16 protein-coding genes are annotated in these 18,917 nt (G+C 73.5%); 5 read left to right on the forward strand and 11 right to left on the reverse strand.

Annotation, left to right across the window (positions count from 1 at the left end; genetic code table 11):
• Positions 1-129 precede the first annotated feature (129 nt).
• Positions 130-1,335: an extracellular solute-binding protein gene (locus BXY45_RS08535; RefSeq protein ID WP_170131390.1), complete on the forward strand. Its 1,206-nt coding sequence runs from the start codon at positions 130-132 to the stop codon at positions 1,333-1,335.
• A gap of 44 nt (positions 1,336-1,379) precedes the next feature.
• Here BXY45_RS08535 and BXY45_RS08540 read toward each other — a convergent pair whose 3' ends face one another.
• The 4 genes from BXY45_RS08540 to BXY45_RS08555 are packed head-to-tail and all read right to left on the reverse strand — an operon-like array spanning position 1,380 to position 5,285.
• Positions 1,380-2,873 (reverse strand): NAD-dependent succinate-semialdehyde dehydrogenase, encoded by a 1,494-nt coding sequence (locus BXY45_RS08540; protein WP_109773906.1) that lies wholly within the window; start codon positions 2,871-2,873, stop codon positions 1,380-1,382.
• Positions 2,870-4,111, reverse strand: a complete 1,242-nt coding sequence (locus BXY45_RS08545) for an alcohol dehydrogenase catalytic domain-containing protein (RefSeq protein WP_109773907.1) — start codon at positions 4,109-4,111, stop codon at positions 2,870-2,872. The genes BXY45_RS08540 and BXY45_RS08545 overlap by 4 nt, the downstream gene beginning before the upstream one ends.
• Positions 4,108-4,512, reverse strand: coding sequence for an FmdB family zinc ribbon protein (locus BXY45_RS08550; RefSeq protein ID WP_109773908.1), 405 nt, complete (start codon positions 4,510-4,512; stop codon positions 4,108-4,110). The genes BXY45_RS08545 and BXY45_RS08550 overlap by 4 nt, the downstream gene beginning before the upstream one ends.
• Positions 4,512-5,285: an MBL fold metallo-hydrolase gene (locus BXY45_RS08555; protein WP_109773930.1), complete on the reverse strand. Its 774-nt coding sequence runs from the start codon at positions 5,283-5,285 to the stop codon at positions 4,512-4,514. The genes BXY45_RS08550 and BXY45_RS08555 overlap by 1 nt, the downstream gene beginning before the upstream one ends.
• A 201-nt stretch (positions 5,286-5,486) precedes the next feature.
• Between BXY45_RS08555 and BXY45_RS08560 the strand changes: the two genes are divergently transcribed.
• A complete protein-coding gene (locus BXY45_RS08560; protein ID WP_119700371.1) occupies positions 5,487-7,271 on the forward strand; it encodes a helix-turn-helix domain-containing protein in 1,785 nt (594 codons plus the stop codon).
• A 9-nt stretch (positions 7,272-7,280) separates the two neighbouring features.
• Here BXY45_RS08560 and BXY45_RS08565 read toward each other — a convergent pair whose 3' ends face one another.
• The 3 genes from BXY45_RS08565 to BXY45_RS08575 all read right to left on the reverse strand — a co-directional run bounded on the left by BXY45_RS08565 (position 7,281) and on the right by BXY45_RS08575 (position 10,847).
• Positions 7,281-8,003, reverse strand: a complete 723-nt coding sequence (locus tag BXY45_RS08565; protein WP_245961700.1) for a YoaK family protein — start codon at positions 8,001-8,003, stop codon at positions 7,281-7,283.
• Positions 7,984-9,204 carry a benzoate/H(+) symporter BenE family transporter gene (locus BXY45_RS08570; RefSeq protein WP_211319367.1) on the reverse strand — a complete coding sequence of 407 codons (1,221 nt, stop codon included), beginning with the start codon at positions 9,202-9,204 and terminating at the stop codon, positions 7,984-7,986. Before BXY45_RS08570 ends, BXY45_RS08565 begins: the two co-directional genes overlap by 20 nt.
• A 155-nt stretch (positions 9,205-9,359) precedes the next feature.
• Positions 9,360-10,847, reverse strand: coding sequence for an aminotransferase-like domain-containing protein (locus tag BXY45_RS08575; protein ID WP_170131391.1), 1,488 nt, complete (start codon positions 10,845-10,847; stop codon positions 9,360-9,362).
• Between the two features lie 60 nt (positions 10,848-10,907).
• Between BXY45_RS08575 and yczE the strand changes: the two genes are divergently transcribed.
• Together yczE and BXY45_RS08585 are read left to right on the forward strand one after the other, a co-directional pair.
• On the forward strand, positions 10,908-11,603 hold the full coding sequence (gene yczE, locus BXY45_RS08580; RefSeq protein WP_211319368.1) for a membrane protein YczE: 696 nt from the start codon (positions 10,908-10,910) through the stop codon (positions 11,601-11,603).
• Positions 11,604-11,735: 132 nt separating this feature from the next.
• A complete protein-coding gene (locus tag BXY45_RS08585; RefSeq protein ID WP_109773934.1) occupies positions 11,736-12,071 on the forward strand; it encodes an MmcQ/YjbR family DNA-binding protein in 336 nt (111 codons plus the stop codon).
• Positions 12,072-12,080: 9 nt separating this feature from the next.
• Here the strand turns inward: BXY45_RS08585 and BXY45_RS08590 are convergent, their stop codons facing one another.
• The 4 genes from BXY45_RS08590 to BXY45_RS08605 form a co-directional block, all read right to left on the reverse strand.
• Positions 12,081-12,953: an alpha/beta hydrolase gene (locus BXY45_RS08590; RefSeq protein WP_211319369.1), complete on the reverse strand. Its 873-nt coding sequence runs from the start codon at positions 12,951-12,953 to the stop codon at positions 12,081-12,083.
• Positions 12,954-13,077: 124 nt separating this feature from the next.
• Positions 13,078-15,372 (reverse strand): RNA polymerase recycling motor ATPase HelR, encoded by a 2,295-nt coding sequence (helR, locus tag BXY45_RS08595; protein ID WP_109773911.1) that lies wholly within the window; start codon positions 15,370-15,372, stop codon positions 13,078-13,080.
• A gap of 213 nt (positions 15,373-15,585) precedes the next feature.
• The gene (locus BXY45_RS08600; RefSeq protein ID WP_211319370.1) at positions 15,586-16,446 is read right to left on the reverse strand and encodes a class I SAM-dependent methyltransferase; all 861 of its coding nucleotides are present in this window, start codon (positions 16,444-16,446) and stop codon (positions 15,586-15,588) included.
• A gap of 86 nt (positions 16,447-16,532) precedes the next feature.
• Entirely contained in the window at positions 16,533-17,969 is a 1,437-nt protein-coding gene (locus BXY45_RS08605) for an MFS transporter (protein ID WP_109773912.1), read from the reverse strand.
• A 75-nt stretch (positions 17,970-18,044) separates the two neighbouring features.
• On the opposite strand from BXY45_RS08605, the gene BXY45_RS08610 reads away from it, so the two are divergent.
• A complete protein-coding gene (locus BXY45_RS08610) occupies positions 18,045-18,779 on the forward strand; it encodes a TetR/AcrR family transcriptional regulator C-terminal domain-containing protein (RefSeq protein ID WP_170131392.1) in 735 nt (244 codons plus the stop codon).
• Positions 18,780-18,917 lie beyond the last annotated feature (138 nt).

Here is an 18,917-nt window from a genome sequence, read left to right on the forward strand (position 1 = left end):
GTTGTCGGCCTCGCGGTCGCCCTCAGCGGGTGCGGTGCATCAGCGGGTCAGTCATCGGGCGATCCGTCTGGCGCTGGCGCTGGCGCTGGCCAGCCGACGAGCACGACCGGCGCTGAGAAGACCAACCGGGTGACCATCACGGTCGCGCTCGCCGCCGATCCACCGCCGCAGGCACTGCTGAACCAGTTCACCGAGAAGACCGGGATCACGGTGAACTGGTTGACCCTTCCCTGGGACGACTTGCAGGCCAAGATCTCGGAGGCTGCGACGGCGAAGGCGTTCTTCGCGGATGCCACCAACGTCGACTGGTCCCGCGTCGGTGAGCTGGGCGAGCTGGACTGGTTCTACCCGCTGGAGGACAGGCTCGATGTCGACGCCATGAGGGCCGAGGTCCCACAGCTGGAATCCTTCACGAAGGACGGCCATGTGGTCGGCATTCCCTACGACGCGTCCTACCTGGTGACCACCGTCAACACCGAGCACTTCGCCAACGCTGGCATCACGACGATGCCGACGACGATCCACCAGTACACCGAAGATCTCCGGAAGATCAAGAAGGCCGGCGTGGTCACGTACCCGCTGAGCATCCCCTTCGCAGCCGCCGAGGGGCTGTCCACGTACTGGTACCAGACGACCAACGCCTTCGGCGGGACAGTCCTCGACGAGTTGGGCGCGCCGCAGTTCGCCAGCCCCGACTCAGCAGGTCACCGGGCCGCGCGGTGGATGGTGGCCGCCTTCCAGGAGGGACTCGTCCCGCCGGGCAACATCGACCTCGCCGACCAGCAAGCGCAGCGCACCCAGATGGCCAGGGGGCAGGTGGCCAGCACCTTCGCGGACTACTCGGGCGTGGTGGGCTCCCTGTACGAGTCGCTGATCGACTCTTCGGTGCCCGGGCGCGTGCAGTACCTGATGACTCCTGGGGTCTCGGGTCCGGCACAGAACATCTCCAACCCCGACGGCATCGGCATCCCTCGACAGGCCCAGCACCCCGAAGCGGCGGCCAGCTTCATCGACTGGTTCACCTCGGCTGCGGTCCAGGAGGAGATGGCCGGCCTCGGTGACCCCCGCCTCGCCTGGGCCGCGTACACGCTGCCCTCGCACGTGTCCTCGGTGGAGAAGATGGCGACGTCGGGCAAGCTCGCGGGAGGACCGGAGATCGCCGGGATGCTCAAGACTTCCCGGCCGGTCTTCCCTCAGGGAGCCCCGACCTGGTACCCGCAGTTCTCCCGCGCCGTGTTCACGAACCTCCACGACGCGGCCACCGGATCGATCACCGTGGACCAGGCCATGAAGGCCGTCGCCGCTACGGCAACGGAGCTGTCGGGCGGCGCGTGACGGCGGAGCCGTGACCAGGCTCGACCACCGCCGTCACGCGACCATCAGGCCCAGGGGTCGGCGATGCCGGCGTAGAGCGTCTCGAGGTACTCCTCGATGCCTTCCTCGCCGCCCTCGCGGCCCAGACCCGACTGCTTCACCCCGCCGAACGGGGCTGCCGGGTTGGAGATGACGCCGGCGTTGATGCCGAGCATGCCCGTCTCCAGCCGCTCGGTCAGCCGCAGCGCCCGCGCCGTAGAGGCCGTGTACGCGTAGGCGATGAGCCCGAACTCGGTGTCGTTGGCCAGGGCCACGGCCTCGTCCTCGGTCTCGAACGTCGTCACCGGCGCCACGGGACCGAAGATCTCCTCCTTGAGCAGTCGCGCGTCGAGCGGCACGTCGGCGAGCACGGTGGGGGAGAAGAAGTACCCCGGCCCGTCCACGGGGCCACCGCCGGTCAGTACGCGGGCGCCCTTGGCGACGGCGTCGTCGACAAGGCCGGCGATCTTGGCGCGGCCCTTCTGGTTGATGATCGGACCCACCTGCGCGCCGTCCTCCGTGCCGCGCGCCACCTTCATCGCCCCGATCCGCGCCGCCAGCTTCTCGGAGAACGCCGACGCCACGGACGAGTGCACATAGAACCGGTTGGCCGAGGTGCACGCCTCGCCGCCGTTGCGCATCTTCGCGAGCAGCGCGCCCTCCACGGCGGCGTCGAGGTCGGCGTCGTCGAAGACGAGGAACGGGGCGTTACCGCCCAGCTCCATCGACGTCCGCAGCACCTGCTCGGAGGCCTGCTTCAGCAGGTGCTTGCCCACCGGGGTGGAGCCGGTGAAGGACAACTTGCGCAGGCGCGGGTCGGCGATGAGCGGCCCGGTGACGTCTCCGGCCGCGGTGCACGGGATGACGTTGACCACGCCGTCCGGCAGGCCCGCGTCGAGGAGGATCTGCGCAAACAGCAGCGCCGTCAGCGGCGTCTCTGCCGCCGGCTTGAGGACGACGGTGCACCCCGCCGCCAGCGCCGGAGCGATCTTGCGCGTGGCCATGGCGAGGGGGAAGTTCCACGGCGTGATGAACAGGCACGGACCCACCGGCTTCTTCACCACGAGCAGGCGCTGCTTGCCGTCGGGTGCGGGCAGGTAGCGGCCCGCGACGTGCGCGGCCTGCTCGGAACTCCACCGCAGGAACTCCGAGCCGTACGCCACCTCACCGCGCGCCTCGGCGACGGACTTGCCCATCTCCAGGGTCATGAGGAGGGCGAGGTCGTCAGCGCGGGCGGTGACGGCGTCGAACGCGCGGCGCAGCAGCTCGGCACGCTCGCGCGGAGCGGTGCGGCCCCACGACGCCTGCGCGGCGACGGCGGCATCGAGCGCGGCGGCACCGTCCTCCACGGACGCGTCGGCCACGGTGGTGAGTACGGCACCGGTGGCCGGGTCTTCCACGTCGAACCGCGCGCCGGTGGACGCCGGCACCCAGCGCCCGCCGATGAGGAGGTCGGTGGGAACGCTCGCGACGAGCGTCTCCTCGCGCGTGGCCTGCTCCGTCGAGAAATCCGTGGTCATGCGTCAGATCCTCCTCCCACCGCTGATTCCGCGCCGACGGGGGCACCCGAACCGTCAACACCGTCGACATCGTCGGACCCGGAACGTCCGTCAGCACTGTCGAAAGCACTGTCGAACACCAGCACCTGCCGCACCGCGCGACCCTCGGCGAGCGCGTCCATCGCCTCGTTGACGCCGTCCAGCGTGGTCCGCGAGGAGATGAGCGCGTCCACCGGCAGCCGCCCCTCACGCCACATCTGCGCGTAGGTGGGGATGTCGCGGGCGGGCACCGCCGAGCCGAGGTAGCTGCCGACGATGGTGCGTGCCTCGGCGGTGATGCCGAGGGGCTTGACGGTGGCCTCGGCCGTCGGGGCGGGCAGCCCCACGGTGACGGTGGTGCCACCGACACCGGTCAGCGCCACCGCGGTCTCGAAGGCCCGGGCGTTGCCGGCGGCCTCCACCACCACGGGCGCCTTGAGGCCTGATGAGAGCGCCTCGGCGGGGGTGAACACCGCCGAGGCGCCCAGCTCACGGGCGCGGGCCAGCTTCTCCGGGACCGCGTCGACACCGATGACGTCACCCAGGCCCAGTGACACCGCGGTGATGAGGGCAGCCATGCCCACGCCGCCCAGGCCGACCACCACCACGGTGTCGCCCTGGGCCGGCTTGCCGGCGTTGAGCACGGCGCCGCCGCCGGTCAGCACCGCGCAGCCGAGGACGGCCGCCACCTCGGGCGGCACGTCGTCGTCGACAGGAACGACTGAGCGCCGGTCGACGACGGCGTGCGTCGCGAACCCGCTGACGCCCAGGTGGTGGTGCAGCTCGCCTCCGGCCTCGACGGTCCCGACACCGCCGACGGCGTGCAGGCGCCGTCCGCCGCCGAGCAGCTCGCCGGCGTTGTTCGCGGCCGAGCCGGGCGTGCAGGGCAGTCGGCCCTCCGTGCGACAGCCCGCGCACTGTCCGCAGCGGGGCAGGAACGCCATGACCACGCGCTGCCCAACCGCGACGTCGTCCACGCCGTCCCCGACCTGCTCCACACGACCGGCCGCCTCGTGGCCGAGCAGCATCGGAACGGGACGGACGCGGTTGCCGTCGACGACGGACAGGTCCGAGTGGCACACCCCTGCCGCTTCGATGCGGACCAGCAGCTCGCCGGGGCCAGGCGGGTCGAGCTCGACGTCGACCACCTCGATCGGCCGGCTGCTCGCGTAGGGGCGCTCCCGGCCGATCTCGACCAGGACGGCGCCGCGCGCCCTCACGACGCCGCCTCCGCAGCCTTCGCGGCCTTGGCCGCCGCGAGCGACGCGGCGACGTCGTCCCCGGCTCGTAGTGGCCGCCCCGCGAAGACACCCTCGTGCGCGAGCACCGGGCGGCGGTCGCCCGCGAGCTCGGGGTGCCGTTCCTCCAGCTTCTCGCGCTGCTCGGCCACGGAACGCCAGTGCGCGACCGTCTCTCGGTCGCCCCGGCCGACGCCCTCCCAGCTGCGCGGCATCCGCTCGCGCGGCACGCCGGTGGACGCGCGCCCACCGATGTTCAGCCGCGACGGACGGCGCCGGGTGGCGGAGCCGCAGGCGGGGCACGCCGGGTCCGGCGAGGTCATCGACGGCACGCCCGCCTCGAAGCGGTGCCCCTGCTCGCAGGTGAAGTCGTGCAGCACCATCAGCGGTACACCCCGTCGGGGGCGTAGCGGAGCTGGGCGGCCTGCTCGCCGTCGTGCCCGAAGATCACCTCGGCGCCGGTCTCCTCGGCGATCTTCCGCAGCTTTTCCACGCTCTCCAGCCACGCCAGGTTGTTCCAGACGATGGCGGCACCGACGGCGGGCGGGCCCCACGAGTCACGCAGGTACACCGCGTCGGAGGTGAAGATCTTGGTGCCCTCCTGCGGGAGGTCCACGCGCAGCGACATGGTTCCCCAGGTGTGGCCGGGGGTCTCGATGACCGAGATGCCGGGAAGGATCTCCACGTCGCCGCTGACCGTCTCGATCGGCAGGCCCTGGTAGTCGCTGACGATGTGCGCCCCCGCGCTGTACCCCTGGATTTGCGAGGCCCCCTCGACCTCCTTGTCGTTGGCGATGATCCGGGTCTTCCCGCCGGCGAAGTCGCGGGCGTTGGCGGCGTGGTCGAAGTGCAGGTGGCTCAGCACGAGGATGTCGATGTCGTCCGGGGTGAGATCCAGCGACGCCAGCGAGGAGTCGAGGTAGCCCGGCCCGTCGATCGGCTCCTTCACGGGGAAGAAGTCGTGGAAGCCGGTGGGCGCCCAGCGCTCCTCCCAGTCGCGCGGCACGCCGGTGTCCCACAGCACCCGGCCCTCGGGGTGCTCGATGAGTACCGCGTGCGTGGGGCAGTCACCCCAGACCACCGGGTCGTCCTTGTGGTGGCGGTCGCGGATGGTGCGCCCGCCCTTGAGCAGCAGCCAGGTCAGATCGGTCTCCATCACGCCGGTGGACAGCACGTGGAGCTTTATCTCGGGAGCGGCACCGATCACGGGGGTCTCCTCGTCGTGCACTGTCCTGCGTCGTCGCAGGGCGCCGTCGGAGGGGCGGCGCACTCCCACCCTGCGCCGAGCGGAGGCCTCTGGACCATGGAGGCCACGCACACAGTGGCGGGCCGCGGGTGTCGGCGGTACACACGTGGGGTGACCCTCCTCAAGGGCGAGGCCACGACGGCTGGGGTGACTCCTGGGACGACGACGACGGCGCCCGCCGCCTTCGCCGCGCCGACGGCTGACGCCTTGCTGCGCGCCGTCCACGACTCCGCCGCCGACCTCGCCAGCGTGCGCGACCGCGCCGTCATCCTGCGGGCGATCGTGCGCCGCACCCGGGCCCTGCTGGGCGCCGACATGGCCTACCTGTCCCTCAACGACCTCGACGCCGGCGAGACGTGGATCCACGTCACCGACGGCGTCCGCACCCCCGCCTACGCCGAGATCCGGATGCCGCTGGGCACCGGCATCCTCGGCACGGTGGCCGCGGGGGGTACGTCCGTGCATACCGACGACTACCTCGCCGACGCCGACCTCAACCACCTCACCCACATCGACGCCGCGGTCGCCGGGGAGGGCGTGCGCGCCATCAGCGGGGAGCCCCTCCGCGTGGACGGGCACCTCGTGGGCGCGCTGCTGGTGGCCCAGCGCTCACCCGTAGCGATGCCGCCGGCGGGCCGCGAGGCGCTGCGGCTCATGGCCCTGCAGGCGGCTGTGGCGCTGGAGCAGACGCGCCGGGCCAGCGAGATCGCGGCCCTGCGCTCCGCGGAGGCCGCCGCGCGCGCCGCGGCCGCCCGCAGCACGGGGGACGTCGCCGAGGCCGCCGCCCTGCTAGCCCTGGACGCACGTCTGCTGGCCGCCCTCGGCGGCGGGGGCGGCTGCCGCGCCGTGGTCGAGGAGCTGGCGGACGCGCTGGACGCCCCGGTCTGGCTGGTCGACATCGACGGACGCCCCCGCTGCAGCGCTCGCGGCACCACCGCGGGGACTGGCGACGACGACGAGGGCACGCGCGCGCTCGTCGTCGTCCCGAGCCGCACCACCAGCCACCAGGGCGAGCTGGTGAGCTCCGCGACCGGTGAGCGCGCCCGCGCCGCGCTCGACCGCGGGGCGCTCGCGGTGGCACTGGCGCTGCAGGTGGAGCACGAGCTCGCCGAGGCGGCCGACAGGTCGCCGTCGGCGCTGCTGGACGACCTCCTCGACGAGCGCGGTGACCGAGGCGGCGCCGGCGACGACGACCGCGGGGTGCGCCGCGAGGTGCTCGAGGCGCGGGCGCTGGCGCTGGGGCTCGACCTCAGGGCCCCGGCCTCGTCGCTGGTGGCGCTGGTGCCGGCGTCGGACCGCCAGCGGACCATCGCCGCCGTGCGACCTCTGCTGGGCGGCCGGGGCCTGGTGGCCGTGCACGCCGGGCACGTCTGCGTGGTGTGCACGGGCGGCGGCGCGGCCGCCGACGAGCTGGGCGGGGCGGTGGAGGCCGTGCTCGGCGAGGTGGGGGTGCGGGCGGTGGTCGGGTGCGCCGACGCGGACGGACGCGGCGCCGGTCCGCTCGGGCGCGCCCACGCCGAGGCCGCGCAGGTGGCGCGCGCGGCGCAGGTGCTCGGGTGGCGCACCGGCCACGCCGACCGGGCGCGCCTCGGTGTGGCGGGGCTGCTGCTGGGCGGCGCCGACGAGGGAGTGGTCGACGCGATGGTCGAGCGCCTCCTGGGCCCGGTGCTCGTCTACGACGCCGAGCACGGCACCCACCTGGAGCAGACCGCGGCGGCCGTGCTGGAGGAGGGGTCGCGCAGCGCCGCAGCCGCGCGCCTGTACGTGCACGTCAACACGGTGCGCCAGCGCGTGGAGCGCCTCGACGCGCTGCTCGGCGCCGGGTGGGACGCACCGCCCCGCAGCCTCGATGTGCAGGCGGCGCTGCGGCTGCGAGCGCTGCGCCGGGACGGGTGACGCGGGGGCTCAGCTCGGGAGGCGTCGCGCTCGGCGGGCCACGCGCACCCCGTGCAGACCGATGGCGAAGAGGATCAGCGCTGACGTTCCCACGCCGGCGCCGACGTGCCACCGCATCAAGAGCGCCCCGACCAGCGCTCCCACGAGCATGGCCGCCACCGCGCCCGCGCGGCGGAACAGCACGGCGCGGTCGTGGGTGCGTCCGCTCCAGCGGTGGTCGGCGGACAGGCCGACGATCGCCGCGGTGACCACCACCGTCGGGACGTCGGGCACGCCGATCCGCCGGGCGGCCACGGCCTGCGCTCCCATCGCGGCGGAGATCGCCACAGTGACGGCGTCGAGGCCGCTGACGGGGAGGTCGATCGCGGACAGCAGCACGGCCGTCGCGCCGATGACCAGGGCGACCGTCACGAAGGTCCAGGAGGCGAACGCGTCGGCGCCGCGCTGGGCAGGGCGCCCACGGGCGACGCGACCGACCACGGCCGCGCCCACCATGAAGCCCGCCAGCGCGAGGCCGGCGCGCAGCAGCACCTGCGTCTCGAAGCCGGCGACCCCCAGCCCGATGAAGATGACGTTGCCGGTCATGTTGGCGGTGAAGACGCCGTGCAGGCCGAGGTAGGTGGCCGCGTCGAGGACACCGGTGCCGAACGTCACCAGGAGCATCGGCACCAGGGCCGAGGTGGCCTCCAGCGGTGCCGGCGCCACGCTCGCGTCAGCGACTCTCGCCGTCATCGTCGTCCTTCTCCAAGTCCTGAGGGTGGTTCTGTGCGGTGTTCATGATCGTCCGCGGTCGTAGCCATGCGTAGCACAGGCCACCCGCCAGCAAGCCCCAGACGGCGCTGCCGATGCCCGCGACGCTCACCCCGCTGGCGACGACGAGGAACGCCAGGACGGCAGCCGTGCGGTGCTCGACGGGCTGCCCGTCCTGCACCGCCGACGCGAGACCGCCGAGGAACGCGCCCAGCAGCGCCAGCCCCGCCACGGCCTGCACGAGCAGCGGCGGCGCCGACGACACCAGCGCGGCCGCCGCCGTCGAGACGAGGGCCAGCCCGAGGTAGGCGACCCCGCCGGTGACGGCCGCGGGCCAGCGGCGGCGCGGGTCGGGGTGGACGTCGGGGCCGGCCATCATCGCCGCGGACAGCGCGGCGAGGTTGAGGGCGTGCACGCCGAACGGTGCGCCGACGATCGTGCCCGCCCCCGATCCGATGAGTCCGGCGCGGGCTGGCGGGTCGGGATAGCCGACGCCGCGCAGCACGGCGATACCGGGCAGGTTCTGGCCCGCCATGGTCACGAGGTACAGCGGCACGCCGATGCTCAACAGCACCAGCGGGTCGAACTGCGGGGTGGTCCACTCCAGGACCGGGGTCCAGCCGAGACCGTCGGCGCCCGCGCCGCCGGAGCCGCCCTCGACGGTCAGGGTGAGGGCCAGGGCGACGACGAGCGCCGCCGGGACCGCCCACGCCGCGGCGAGACGCCGCAGCACCAGCCACACGAGCACGACGACGCCGCCCGCCAGCGGCTCGCGGGCCACAGCTGTGACGGGTGACAGGCACAGGGGGAGCAGCACCCCGGCGAGGAGTGCTCCCGACAGCGGCGCGGGCAGGCGCGTGACGAGGCGCGAGAGCGCCGGCCAGGCGCCGGTGAGCACGACGAGCGCGCCGCACAGCAGGAACGCGCCGATCGCCTCGGGCCACGTCACCCCACTCGCGGCCGCTGCGATGAGGACGGCCGCGCCCGGTGTGGACCAGGCGAAGGAGATCGGCATGCGCGTGCGCCAGGAGACGGTGATGGCGAGCACACCCTGCAGCGCGCACATCACCACCAGGCCGGAGGCCGCTTGCGCCGGGGTCGCGCCAACGGCCGCCAGGCCGGTGAGGACGACGGTGAACGAGCTGGCGTACCCGGCGACGCCCCCGACGACACCCGCCGTCACCTGCCGCCCGATCCCCTCCCGCTCCCTCCGTCCCCGCAGCCGAGCGCCTGGCTGCGGTTCAGGGGGGCTCCCGGACCGCAACGGGGCGCTCGGCTGCGGTTCGGAGGGGGGCTGGAAGCGCAGCGAGGCGCTCGGCTGCGGCTCGGGTGGGGTGCTCATGCGGTCCACCGCGCGGGAGTGCGCGACGTCGGGGCGCTCGCGAGCGCCCGCGCCCGCGCCTCGCGCAGCACCGCCACGAGCGCCGGCGCGTCCTCGGCGGGCACCGTCAGCGGCACCCGGATCCAGCGGTCACCCGTCCCGTCGACGGTGAACCGCGGACCGGGAACCAGCCGCACGCCGAGGTCGAGGGCGTGGGTCACCAGCTGCGTGGCGCTCGGCGTCGGCAGGCCCACCCACAGCACGAGCCCGGCCTGCGCCGGACGGACGGTCCAATCGGGCACGCCGGCGGCCAGCGCCGCGAGCATCCCCGTCCGTCGCTCCGCGAGCAGCGCCCGCCGCTCCGCGAGCACTTCGGGCGCGCGCGCCAGCAGGTGCACCGCCACCAGCTGGTCGAGCACGGGGGAGGTGATGTCGAGCCCCGCCCGCACCTGCGCCAGCCGCGACACCAGCTCCGGCGACGCCCGCACCCAGCCCAGCCGCAGCCCGGCCCAGAAGCTCTTGCTCACCGAGCCCAGCGTCACCACCTCGTCACCCGACAACCGGCGGCGCGTCTCGGCCAGCGCTGCCAGCGGCGTCTGCGCCTCGCCCGGCGCCACCAGGTCGGCGAAGGTCTCGTCCACCGCCACCACGGGCCCGGCGCCGGAACTGCCCGGGCCGCCCGCCGCACCCGCGCCGCTCGTCAGAGCAGCTAGGAGCTCGGCGCGGGCGTCGTCGTCCTGGACCATGCCCGTGGGGTTCTGCGCGTCCGGGGTGACGTGCGCCAGCACCGCCTGCGCCATCGCCCTCCGGCCCGCGGGGGAGGCCGGCAGCTCCCAGCCGGACTCGCCGATCGGCAGCGCCACCGGGCGCACGTGGTGGGCGCGGACCGCGTCGACGACGGCGGGGTACGTCGGCTGCTCCACGAGCGCCCGCTGACCCGGGCGCGCGAGCGCCCGCAGCAGCAGGTTCCACCCCTGCAGCGCCCCGCTCGTGATGAGCACCTGCTCTGGCCGCGTAGCCAGCCCGCGCCCGGTCAGGTGCGTCGCCACGGCGTCGCGCAGCACCGGCAGCCCGAAGGCGTGCATGCCGTGGTGCGCCAGCTGCAGCGGCAGGTCGGCGCTCGCGGCGGCCACCGCGTCGAGCACGGCAGCGGGCGCCGGCAGCGCCGCCATCGTGAGGTCGAGCACCCCTTCCGGTTCGCGCTCGCCGCCGGGCTCGACGTCAGGCCGCTCCACCGGGCTGGAGCCGGTCGGCAGGGACACGCGGCTGCCGGCCCCGTGGGCGCTGCGCAGGTACCCCTCGGAGCGCAGGACGTCGTACGCGGCGCTCACGGTCGTCCGGCTCACGCCGAGCGCCGCCGCCAGTGCGCGCTCGCTGGGCACGCGGGCGCCGACGGGCAGGCGACCGTCGAGGGCGAGCCCGCGCACGCCGTCGGCGACGGCGGTGTACGCGGCGCCCGCGCCGAGCCACGGCACGAGGAGCGAGGAGAGACGACCGGGATCCACCCGTCCATCGTGCCGGACTTGGCCCTGTTGCGGGAGGGCCAAGTGGAAGACAGTGGCTCGGTGCCGACATCCCACCGTTCCGCGCCGCTGCTCTCCCGGGTGCTGCTGCCCGTCGTCCCCGACCGCCGGCCGCTGCGCATCGCCGTCCTCGTCGTGGGCCTGGCCGCCTACGGTGCGAGCACCGCCCTCATGCTGCGCTCCGACCTGGGCGTCATGCCGTGGGGCGTGCTCGACCAAGGCCTGTCGCGGACGTTCGGTGGCGAGGTGGGTACCTGGTCGATCGCCACCGCGGTGCTCGTACTGCTGTGCTGGATCCCGCTGCGGCAGCGGCCCGGCCTGGGCACGCTGGTCAACGTCGTCCTCGTGGGGCTGTCCATCAACACCACGCTGGCGCTCGTGCCCGTCGCCAGCGGCCCCGTTGCGGCCTGGGGGCTGCTGCTCGGCGGGGTGCTGCTCAACGCCCTGGCCACCGGCGTCTACGTGGGCGCGGGGCTCGGCCCCGGCCCGCGCGACGGCCTGAGCATCGGCCTGGCCCGCAAGGGGGTGCCCCTGCGCGTGGCGCGCACGGGTGTGGAGCTGCTGGTCCTGGGCATCGGCTTTGTGCTCGGCGGCACCGTCGGGTGGGGCACGCTCGTGTACGCCCTGGCCATTGGGCCGATGGTCCACCGCACCATCCCGGCGTTCCGCCTGCGCACCCCCGCCGAGCGCGCCGCACGGACGGGTGTCACGGTCCCGGCTGCCGCGCCCGCCCACTGACCCACCCCCTCCCCTTTCGCAGCCGAGCGCCTGGTTGCGGTTCCCGGACCCTCCGGAACCGCAACCAGGCGCTCGGCTGCGGATCGGGCGGCGGTCTACCGCTCCGGTTCTGCCAGGAGCACGCTGATGTTCGTGGCTGATGAGGACGACGTCAGACGTCTCGCGCTCGCGCTCCCCGACACCACGGAGAAACCGTCCTGGGGAACTCCGGGGTTCCGCGTGCACGACAAGCTCTTCGCCAGGCTGCACGACGAGCCGGGGATCCTCGCGCTGAGACGCCCGAGCATCGAGGACGCCGAGGAGCTCGCCGTCGCTGACCCCGTCGCCTTCTTCCGTACCTCGCATTACACGGGTTACCCGTATGTGCTGGCGCGCCTGGCCGAGCTCGAGGTCGACGAGCTCGCCGAGGTGCTCCGCGAGGCATGGGAGGTGCAGGCGCCGCGGAGCCTGCGTGAGCAGCACCGCTGAACACGTCGATCAGACTCCGGCCAGAGCCTCACCGAGGAAGCGCAGCTGCCCCGCGGCCGTGGCACGCCAGTAGCCGCGCGTATGGGAGCCGGGTCCGAAGTCGGTGCCGGCCAGGTCGGGCACGGTCGGCGCGAAGGCGTGGGTGACTGGCGCGAACGGGTCGTCGTCGCCGCAAGCCAGCCGCACCGGCACACCTGCCAGCTGCTGGGGGTGACCGACGACGTCGTGCGCCGCGAAGTCCTTCGCGTCGTCGAAGGCACCGTCGGCGGTGTCCCGGGCGCGGCTCCACAGCGCCGGGCTGCTCGCCGCGACCGCCGCCACGCGCTGCGGGCCTCCGGACTGCGCGAGGGTCTGCGCGAGCAGCAGCGCGCCGTATCCGCCCATCGACCAGCCGAACGCGCCGAACCGCTCGGTCCGCAGCCCGCGCGACGCGAGCAAAGGCAGGTACTCCTCGAGGAGCATCGCCTGCGGGTCCTCGCCGGTGGCGCGGCGGTGCCAGTAGCTGTGGTCGCCGCCGTCCACGGATGCCAGCGCGAACGGCGGCGTCCCTGCCGTCACCACCTCCGCGAGGAACCCGTCGAGGTGCAGCTGCGCGAACGCCGCCGACACATCACCGCCGCGCCCGTGCAGCACCAGGGCCACCGGCAGCCCCGTCCTCTCAGACGCGCCGGGCGGCAGCGCGAGCTGCCAGGCGACCTCCCGCCCACACGCCCGCGACGCGAACGTCCCGCCGGCGAGCGCGCCCGGGCTGGAGGTCGGCATGGCGTCGGGTCCAGGGCCGGGAGCCGGTCGCAGCTCGCGCCACGCCGCTCCCAAGCCGCCGGCCGCCACGGCTGCCCCACCGGCGAACAGCGCCAGCGCCCGGCGGCGGGAGATCTCCACGACCGGACCGTAGCTGCGCTGCCTGGAGGTCGTGCGGAGGTCATTGATCGTCACACCCCCTCCGAGATCAAGGAAGTCGTGCACGATTCGCGTGCACAACTTCCTTGATCGTCAAGGGGGGCTATCAGGGGGTGAGGACCGCGAGGCGCTGGGTCGCGCGGGTCATCGCCACGTACCTGTCCACCGCCGCGGCCGTGTCGTTGACCCCAAGACCGTCCGTCAGCGGGTCGAGGAGGACGACGACGTCGAACTCCAGCCCCTTCGCCAGCGCCGGCGTCAGCACCCTCACCCGCTCGGCGACCAGGCCGCTCACCGCCGAGGGATCGCCGGTGACGACGCAGGCCGTCCCCTCGGCGTGCTCCGCCAGCCACGCGCGCAGCAACGGCTCCAGCTCAGACGCCCGCCCGTGATGGACGGGCACGCCCGTGCTGCGCACCGACGTGGGGACGTCGACATCGGGCAGCGCCGCGCGGATCACCGGCTCTGCCTCCGCCATGACCTCCACGGGCGTGCGGTAGTTGGTGCTCAACGTCGCGACGCGCACCGCGCCGAGGCCCACGCGCGCCAGCCGCTCCTCCCACGACTCCGCGAACCCGTCCCGCGCCTGCGCTCGATCGCCGACCACCGTGAGGCTCCGTGAGGGGCAGCGCGCGAGCACGCACTGCCACGCGGCGTCGCTGAGCTCCTGCGCCTCGTCCACGACGACGTGCCCGAACGGCCCGGCCAGCCTCTCCACGCCCACGCCACCACCTCCTGCGCCAGATGAGTCCAGCCCGTCCAACCCGGACTCGTCCACGAGCACGCTCTGCGCATCGGCGTGCCGCAGCGAGCTGAGCAGTCCCACGCCGTACTCGTCCCCGCCGGTCTCGTGGACGCCAGCCAGCAGATCGGCCACCACCTCGTTGCGCTGCCGCCGCTCTGCCTCGGCCACCCGCTCGCGGCGACGGCGACGTCGCTCGCCGTCGGGATCGCCGAGGCGCCGGTGGGCGGCGTCGAGGATCGGCAGGTCGGCCGTCGTCCAAGCGGCGGCGTCGGGTCGCCGCAGCACGAGCACCTCCTCGCGGGTCAGGTGTGGCGCGCAGCGGCGCAGGTAGGCGGGCACGGTCCACAGGTCACCGACGACGTCGGCAGCGCGCAGCAGCGGCCACGCCCGCTCGACCGCCCGCCGCAGCTCCGAGTGACGCCTCAGCGCGCGGCGCAGCTCCGACGCAGCCTGGCCGGCGCGCTCGCCGTCGTCGTCGTCGTCGAACCCCTCGTCCAGCGCGTCGGCGGCCTGATCGACGAGCAGATCGAGCAGTGCGTCCCAGACCTGCTCGCGCGCCTCGTTGTGCGGGGTGCCCGACTCCACCGCGTCGAAGGCCGCGGCCCAGTCGGTTGGGCCGACGCGCACGTCCGCGAGCTCGGTGGACACCCACAGCGGCTCGGTCGGCGGCTCCTCGTAGAGCGCGACGGCGGCGTCGACCACCGTCGTCGCCATCTCCACCGACCCCTTGAGCGACGCCACGAGCGCGTCGGTCTCCTCGACAGCGCCCGCGCCCTCCGGGACGAGGTCGCGCAAGGTGGCGGTGAGCACGTCCTCCTCGCCCAGGCTCGGCAGCACGTCGGCGACGTACGCGAGGTACGGCTCCGACGGGCCCAGCACCAGCACCCCGCCGGTGCGGCGTGCGGCGCTGGCGGCCAGGCGTGGGTCGGCGTGCAGCAGGTGCGCGGTGCGGTGCAGCGCCACCACCGTCTTGCCCGTGCCCGGACCACCCGAGACGACGAGCGGGCTGCGGGCTTCGGATCGGATGATCGCGTCCTGGTCCGATTGGAGGGTGGCGAGCACGTCGCGCATCCGCTCGCTGCGGCTCGCGCCGAGGCTCGCGATGAACGCCGACTGGTCGTCGAGGGCCGCCCGCTCGGTCTCGTCCACCAGCAGCGCGGGGTCGAACACCTCGTCCCAGAAGTCGACGACGACGGCCCGCGCGCCGGCCGGGCGGCCCCAGCGGTAGCGCCGACGGCTGACCAGGCCCATCGGGTGCGCGTGCGTCGCGGCGAAGAACGGCTCGGCGGCGGGGGAGCGCCAGTCGACGAGGAGCTGCTCGTCGTCGTCGTCGGTGAGACCGAACCTGCCGATGTAGATGGTGGTGCCGTCCGTGGTGACCATGCGGCCGAGGCACAGGTCCGCGTCGAAGCGGCTCAGCGCCCGTAGCCGCGCGGTGAGGCGGTGGACCTCCTGGTCGCGATCGAGGGCGTGCTGGCCGGTGCCGCCGGGCGCCCGGCGCGCCGCAGCGAGGCGACCGGCGAGGTCGGTGCGGGCGTGGTCGAGGTACGCCGCGACGGCGGCGAAGTGCTCGTCGTCGGCGGCGGTGAGGGCAGGGGCGGACTTGGCTGAGAGGGATGCGGGCAGCACAGAGAAGCTGCCGGGGGTCAGCGCCACATGGCTCCGATCACGGCCTGCGAAAGGGGGACGGTCGCAGATCCTGGACCCGGCGTGGGGTCTTGCGGCAAGCCCCCTGCCGCGAGGTACGTTCGTCGTGGCGGGACGACGGCGTTGACGTCTCGCCGCCTACCTCTCGTCCGGCGCTCCCCACCCCTCCGTGACGATCAAGGAAGTTCTGCACGTCGGGCGGAGCCTGGGGGCATGCGGCCGTCAGTGGGCCAGCGGCGTGCGTGCGAGGACGAGCTCGAAGAGATATCGCCGGGTGATGCGCCCGCCGAACCTGTCGTCGGCAAGGGCGCGCAGCGCCTGGAGGAGCGCCGCGCGGTTCTGCGGCGGCAGCACCGCCACTTGCGAGTACGTGCTGATGAGGTCTAGGAACTGCGCCGTCGAGTACTCCACCTCGAGCGGGAAACCGCGCCAGGTGACCTCGCTGAAGGCGTCGCACTCCTCGAACTCCGCAGTGGCGGGCTCCACCTGTTCTTCCGGCAGGAGCCTGAACCGGGCGCTGCCGTTGCTGTCCTGAGGGGAGTACCGGCGCCAGATTGCGTTCGACAGCGTGAAGAACTCCTGCGAACCGCCGGCCACGTGATGGGACCTCACGACACCCAGCACACCGCCGGGTCGCAGGGCAGCCGCCGCCTTCTGTGCGCGCACGGCCGGGTCGAGCCAGTGCCACGCCGTGGCGCAGAGGGCGGCGTCGTACGGCTCCGACGGCAGCGGCCAGTCCTCGAAGGGCGCGACGACGACGTCGACGTCGGCCGCCGGCACCGCGCTCAGCGCCCGACGTGCGAGCGCCGCCATCTGCACGCCCAGCTCCACCGCCGTGATGCTCCAGCCGCGTTCAGCCATCGGCACCGTCGCCTGGCCCGTGCCCGGGGCGACCTCCAGCGCCCGCGACCCCGCGTGCAGGTCCGTGGCCTCGGCGAACGCGTCGAAGAGCTCCGCAGGGTAGGTCGGGCGGGTGCGGGCGTACCGCTCGGCGTCGTCGTCGAAAGTGGTGCGCCGTCTCAGGCGATCCTCGGTCGGGAGGGTCGTAGCCCCTGCCGCGGAGGTGTCCACGCTGTTGCTCACGACAGCCACCCTGCGGGGCCGCGCGCGTCGTCGTCCAGGGCTGTCAGGGGAGGTGCAGAGGACCCTCAGCTCGGGGACAGGGTCGGTCACGTCGAGGCGCGGCGGCTCATGGCGGCCTGCCGGGCAGCCCAGGCGACGAGGAGTACGCAGGCGCCCGTGAGCGCGAGCGTGGCCGTGGTGACGGCGTCCTCGAAGGCAGTGGCGCTGGCAGCGCTCGACCCCACAGACATCAACGGTCCGGTGAGGGAGGCCGTGACCACCGTGCCGGTGACAGCGAGTCCGATGCTGCTCGCAACCTCCTGACTGGTGTCGTTGAGTGCGGCCCCCAGCGACGTGCGCTCCGGGGGCAAGCCACGCATGACGTTGATGGCAGCGGTGATCATCACCAGACGCATCCCTGCGGCGGTCAGCATCAACGCGAGAGCCACCCAGAGGTAGGCGTGGCGACCGAGCAACCCGTAGACGAGAAGCCCGGCGACGACGGCAGACGCGCCGAGCGGTCCCGCCCGCAGCAGTCCCACCTTCGCCACCACTCTCTCCACGAGCGGGCCGACGGCGATCATCGTGAGTACCTGCGGGAGGTTGGCCAGCGCCGCCTGCGCGGGGGACCAGCCCCACACGAGCTGGAACTGGAGCGTTGCTGTGTAGCTGATGGCTACCAGTGCCAGTCCCAAGGCTGCCTGGTAGGCGAGGCCGCTCGCGACGAGTGGACGGCGCAGCAGGTCGAGGGGGAGCGCGGGGTGAGCCGTGCGCTGCTCTCGCACGACGAAGGCGACGCCGCACACGACGGCACCGGCGGCAGCCAGCCAGGGACCGGTCGGTGGGCCGGCCTCGACCACGAGGGTCGCGGCCCACAGGGCCATCGCCGTGGCCGCTGTCCCCAGGGTCGCTCCGAGCAGATCGAGCGGGGCTCGCGACAGCTCGTCGGGGCGGTCACGGGGGATCCCGCGCCCAATACACCATGCAGCGAGCACCGCGACGGGGACGTTGAGCGCGATCAGTGCCTGCCACGGCCACACGGACAGGAGCAACCCGCCCAGCGTCGGGCCGATGGCCATGCCCACCAGGCCCACAGTGGAGATGAAGGCAGTTGCGCGGACGCGCAGGGCGTCGTCGTCGAAGAGCCGGAACCCCAGTGCCATCGTGCCGGGAGCAGTCACGGCGGCCGCGACCCCGGTCGCGGCTCGTACGCCGACGAGTCCTGCAGGGGTCCGCACCGCCAGCACAGCGGCGCTGGCCACGCCAAACAGCGCCAGTCCGACGAGCATGACGCGCTTGCGACCGAACCTGTCGGCGGCGGCGCCGAAGGCGAGCATGAGGCCACCGAAGGTCAGGGCGTAGGCGCTGACCACCCACTGCAGATCCGAGGCTGACGCGTGCAGATCTCGGGCGATGGTCGGCAGAGCCACCGTGAGCAGTGATCCGTCGAGCATCTCGACGAGGAACACCACCGAGAGCCCGACGATCGCGAGCGTCGCTGTGCGGAGCGAGGGGGTGGGTGTTGCGGGACGAGTGGTGTCCATGAGCGCTCCCTAGAATGTCATTCCAGAAGGATGGCGACGCTAGAACCGCGTTCCAGAAAGTGTCAAGATGGGGTCGTGCCCCCCGCTCGCGCAGGCAACCGCCACCGTCCCGGTCGCGGGAGTGACGCGCTCTCCCGCGACGTCGTCGTCGATGCCGCCGTCGCCCTGCTCGACGAGCTCGGCGAGCGCGGGTTCACCGTCCGGTTGCTCGTGGAGCGCCTCGAGACCGGACCGGGCGCCGTCTACTGGCACGTTGCGAACAAGGACGAGCTCGTCGCTCTCGCCGCGGACCGCGTACTCGCGAGCGCGCTCTCGTCGCCGGCGTCCTCAGCGACGGAGGGGGGGCAGGGTGAAGGCGACATGGCTCCCGTGAAGGCGCTGAGGCGGCTCGCCGTCGCGGTCTACGACGCGCTCGACGTCCACCCATGGGCGGGGCCGCAGGTCACGGCAAGCCCTGTGCTGCCCAGCGCCCTCGCGCTCTTCGATCGCGTGGGAGGTCTGCTCGTTCGTGCCGGGGTGCCCGCGCACCGGCGTTTCACCCTGGCGACCGTCGTCTTCACCCACGTCCTCGCGGTCAGTGCTCAGATGACTGCCCGGGCCGAGGCGGGCGGGGAGCGCGTGGATCGGCAGGCGTTCCTCGAGCGAAGTGCTGCGCGGCTGGAGCAGCTCGCTGGGAGCCACCCATTTCTTGCCGACGTGGCCGGAGACATGCGGCATCACGACGACCGGGAGCAGTTCCTCGTGGGCCTTGACCTGCTGCTCTCCGGACTCGCTGCCGAGCTGGCAGAGTCGCCTGAGCTCATAGAGTGAGCACCGCTCATTAATGAGAGCGGCTGCTTCACTATTCTCGCTTAGAACGTCCGCCAGTAGGTGTGATCATGCTGCGCGGATGCGCTTGGAGCGAGGCCGGTTCTCCCAGCGGTACCGGTCCCAGCACCCCACGATCAG

This window comes from Quadrisphaera granulorum (genome assembly GCF_003149145.1).
Classification (GTDB): Bacteria; Actinomycetota; Actinomycetes; order Actinomycetales; family Quadrisphaeraceae; genus Quadrisphaera; species Quadrisphaera granulorum.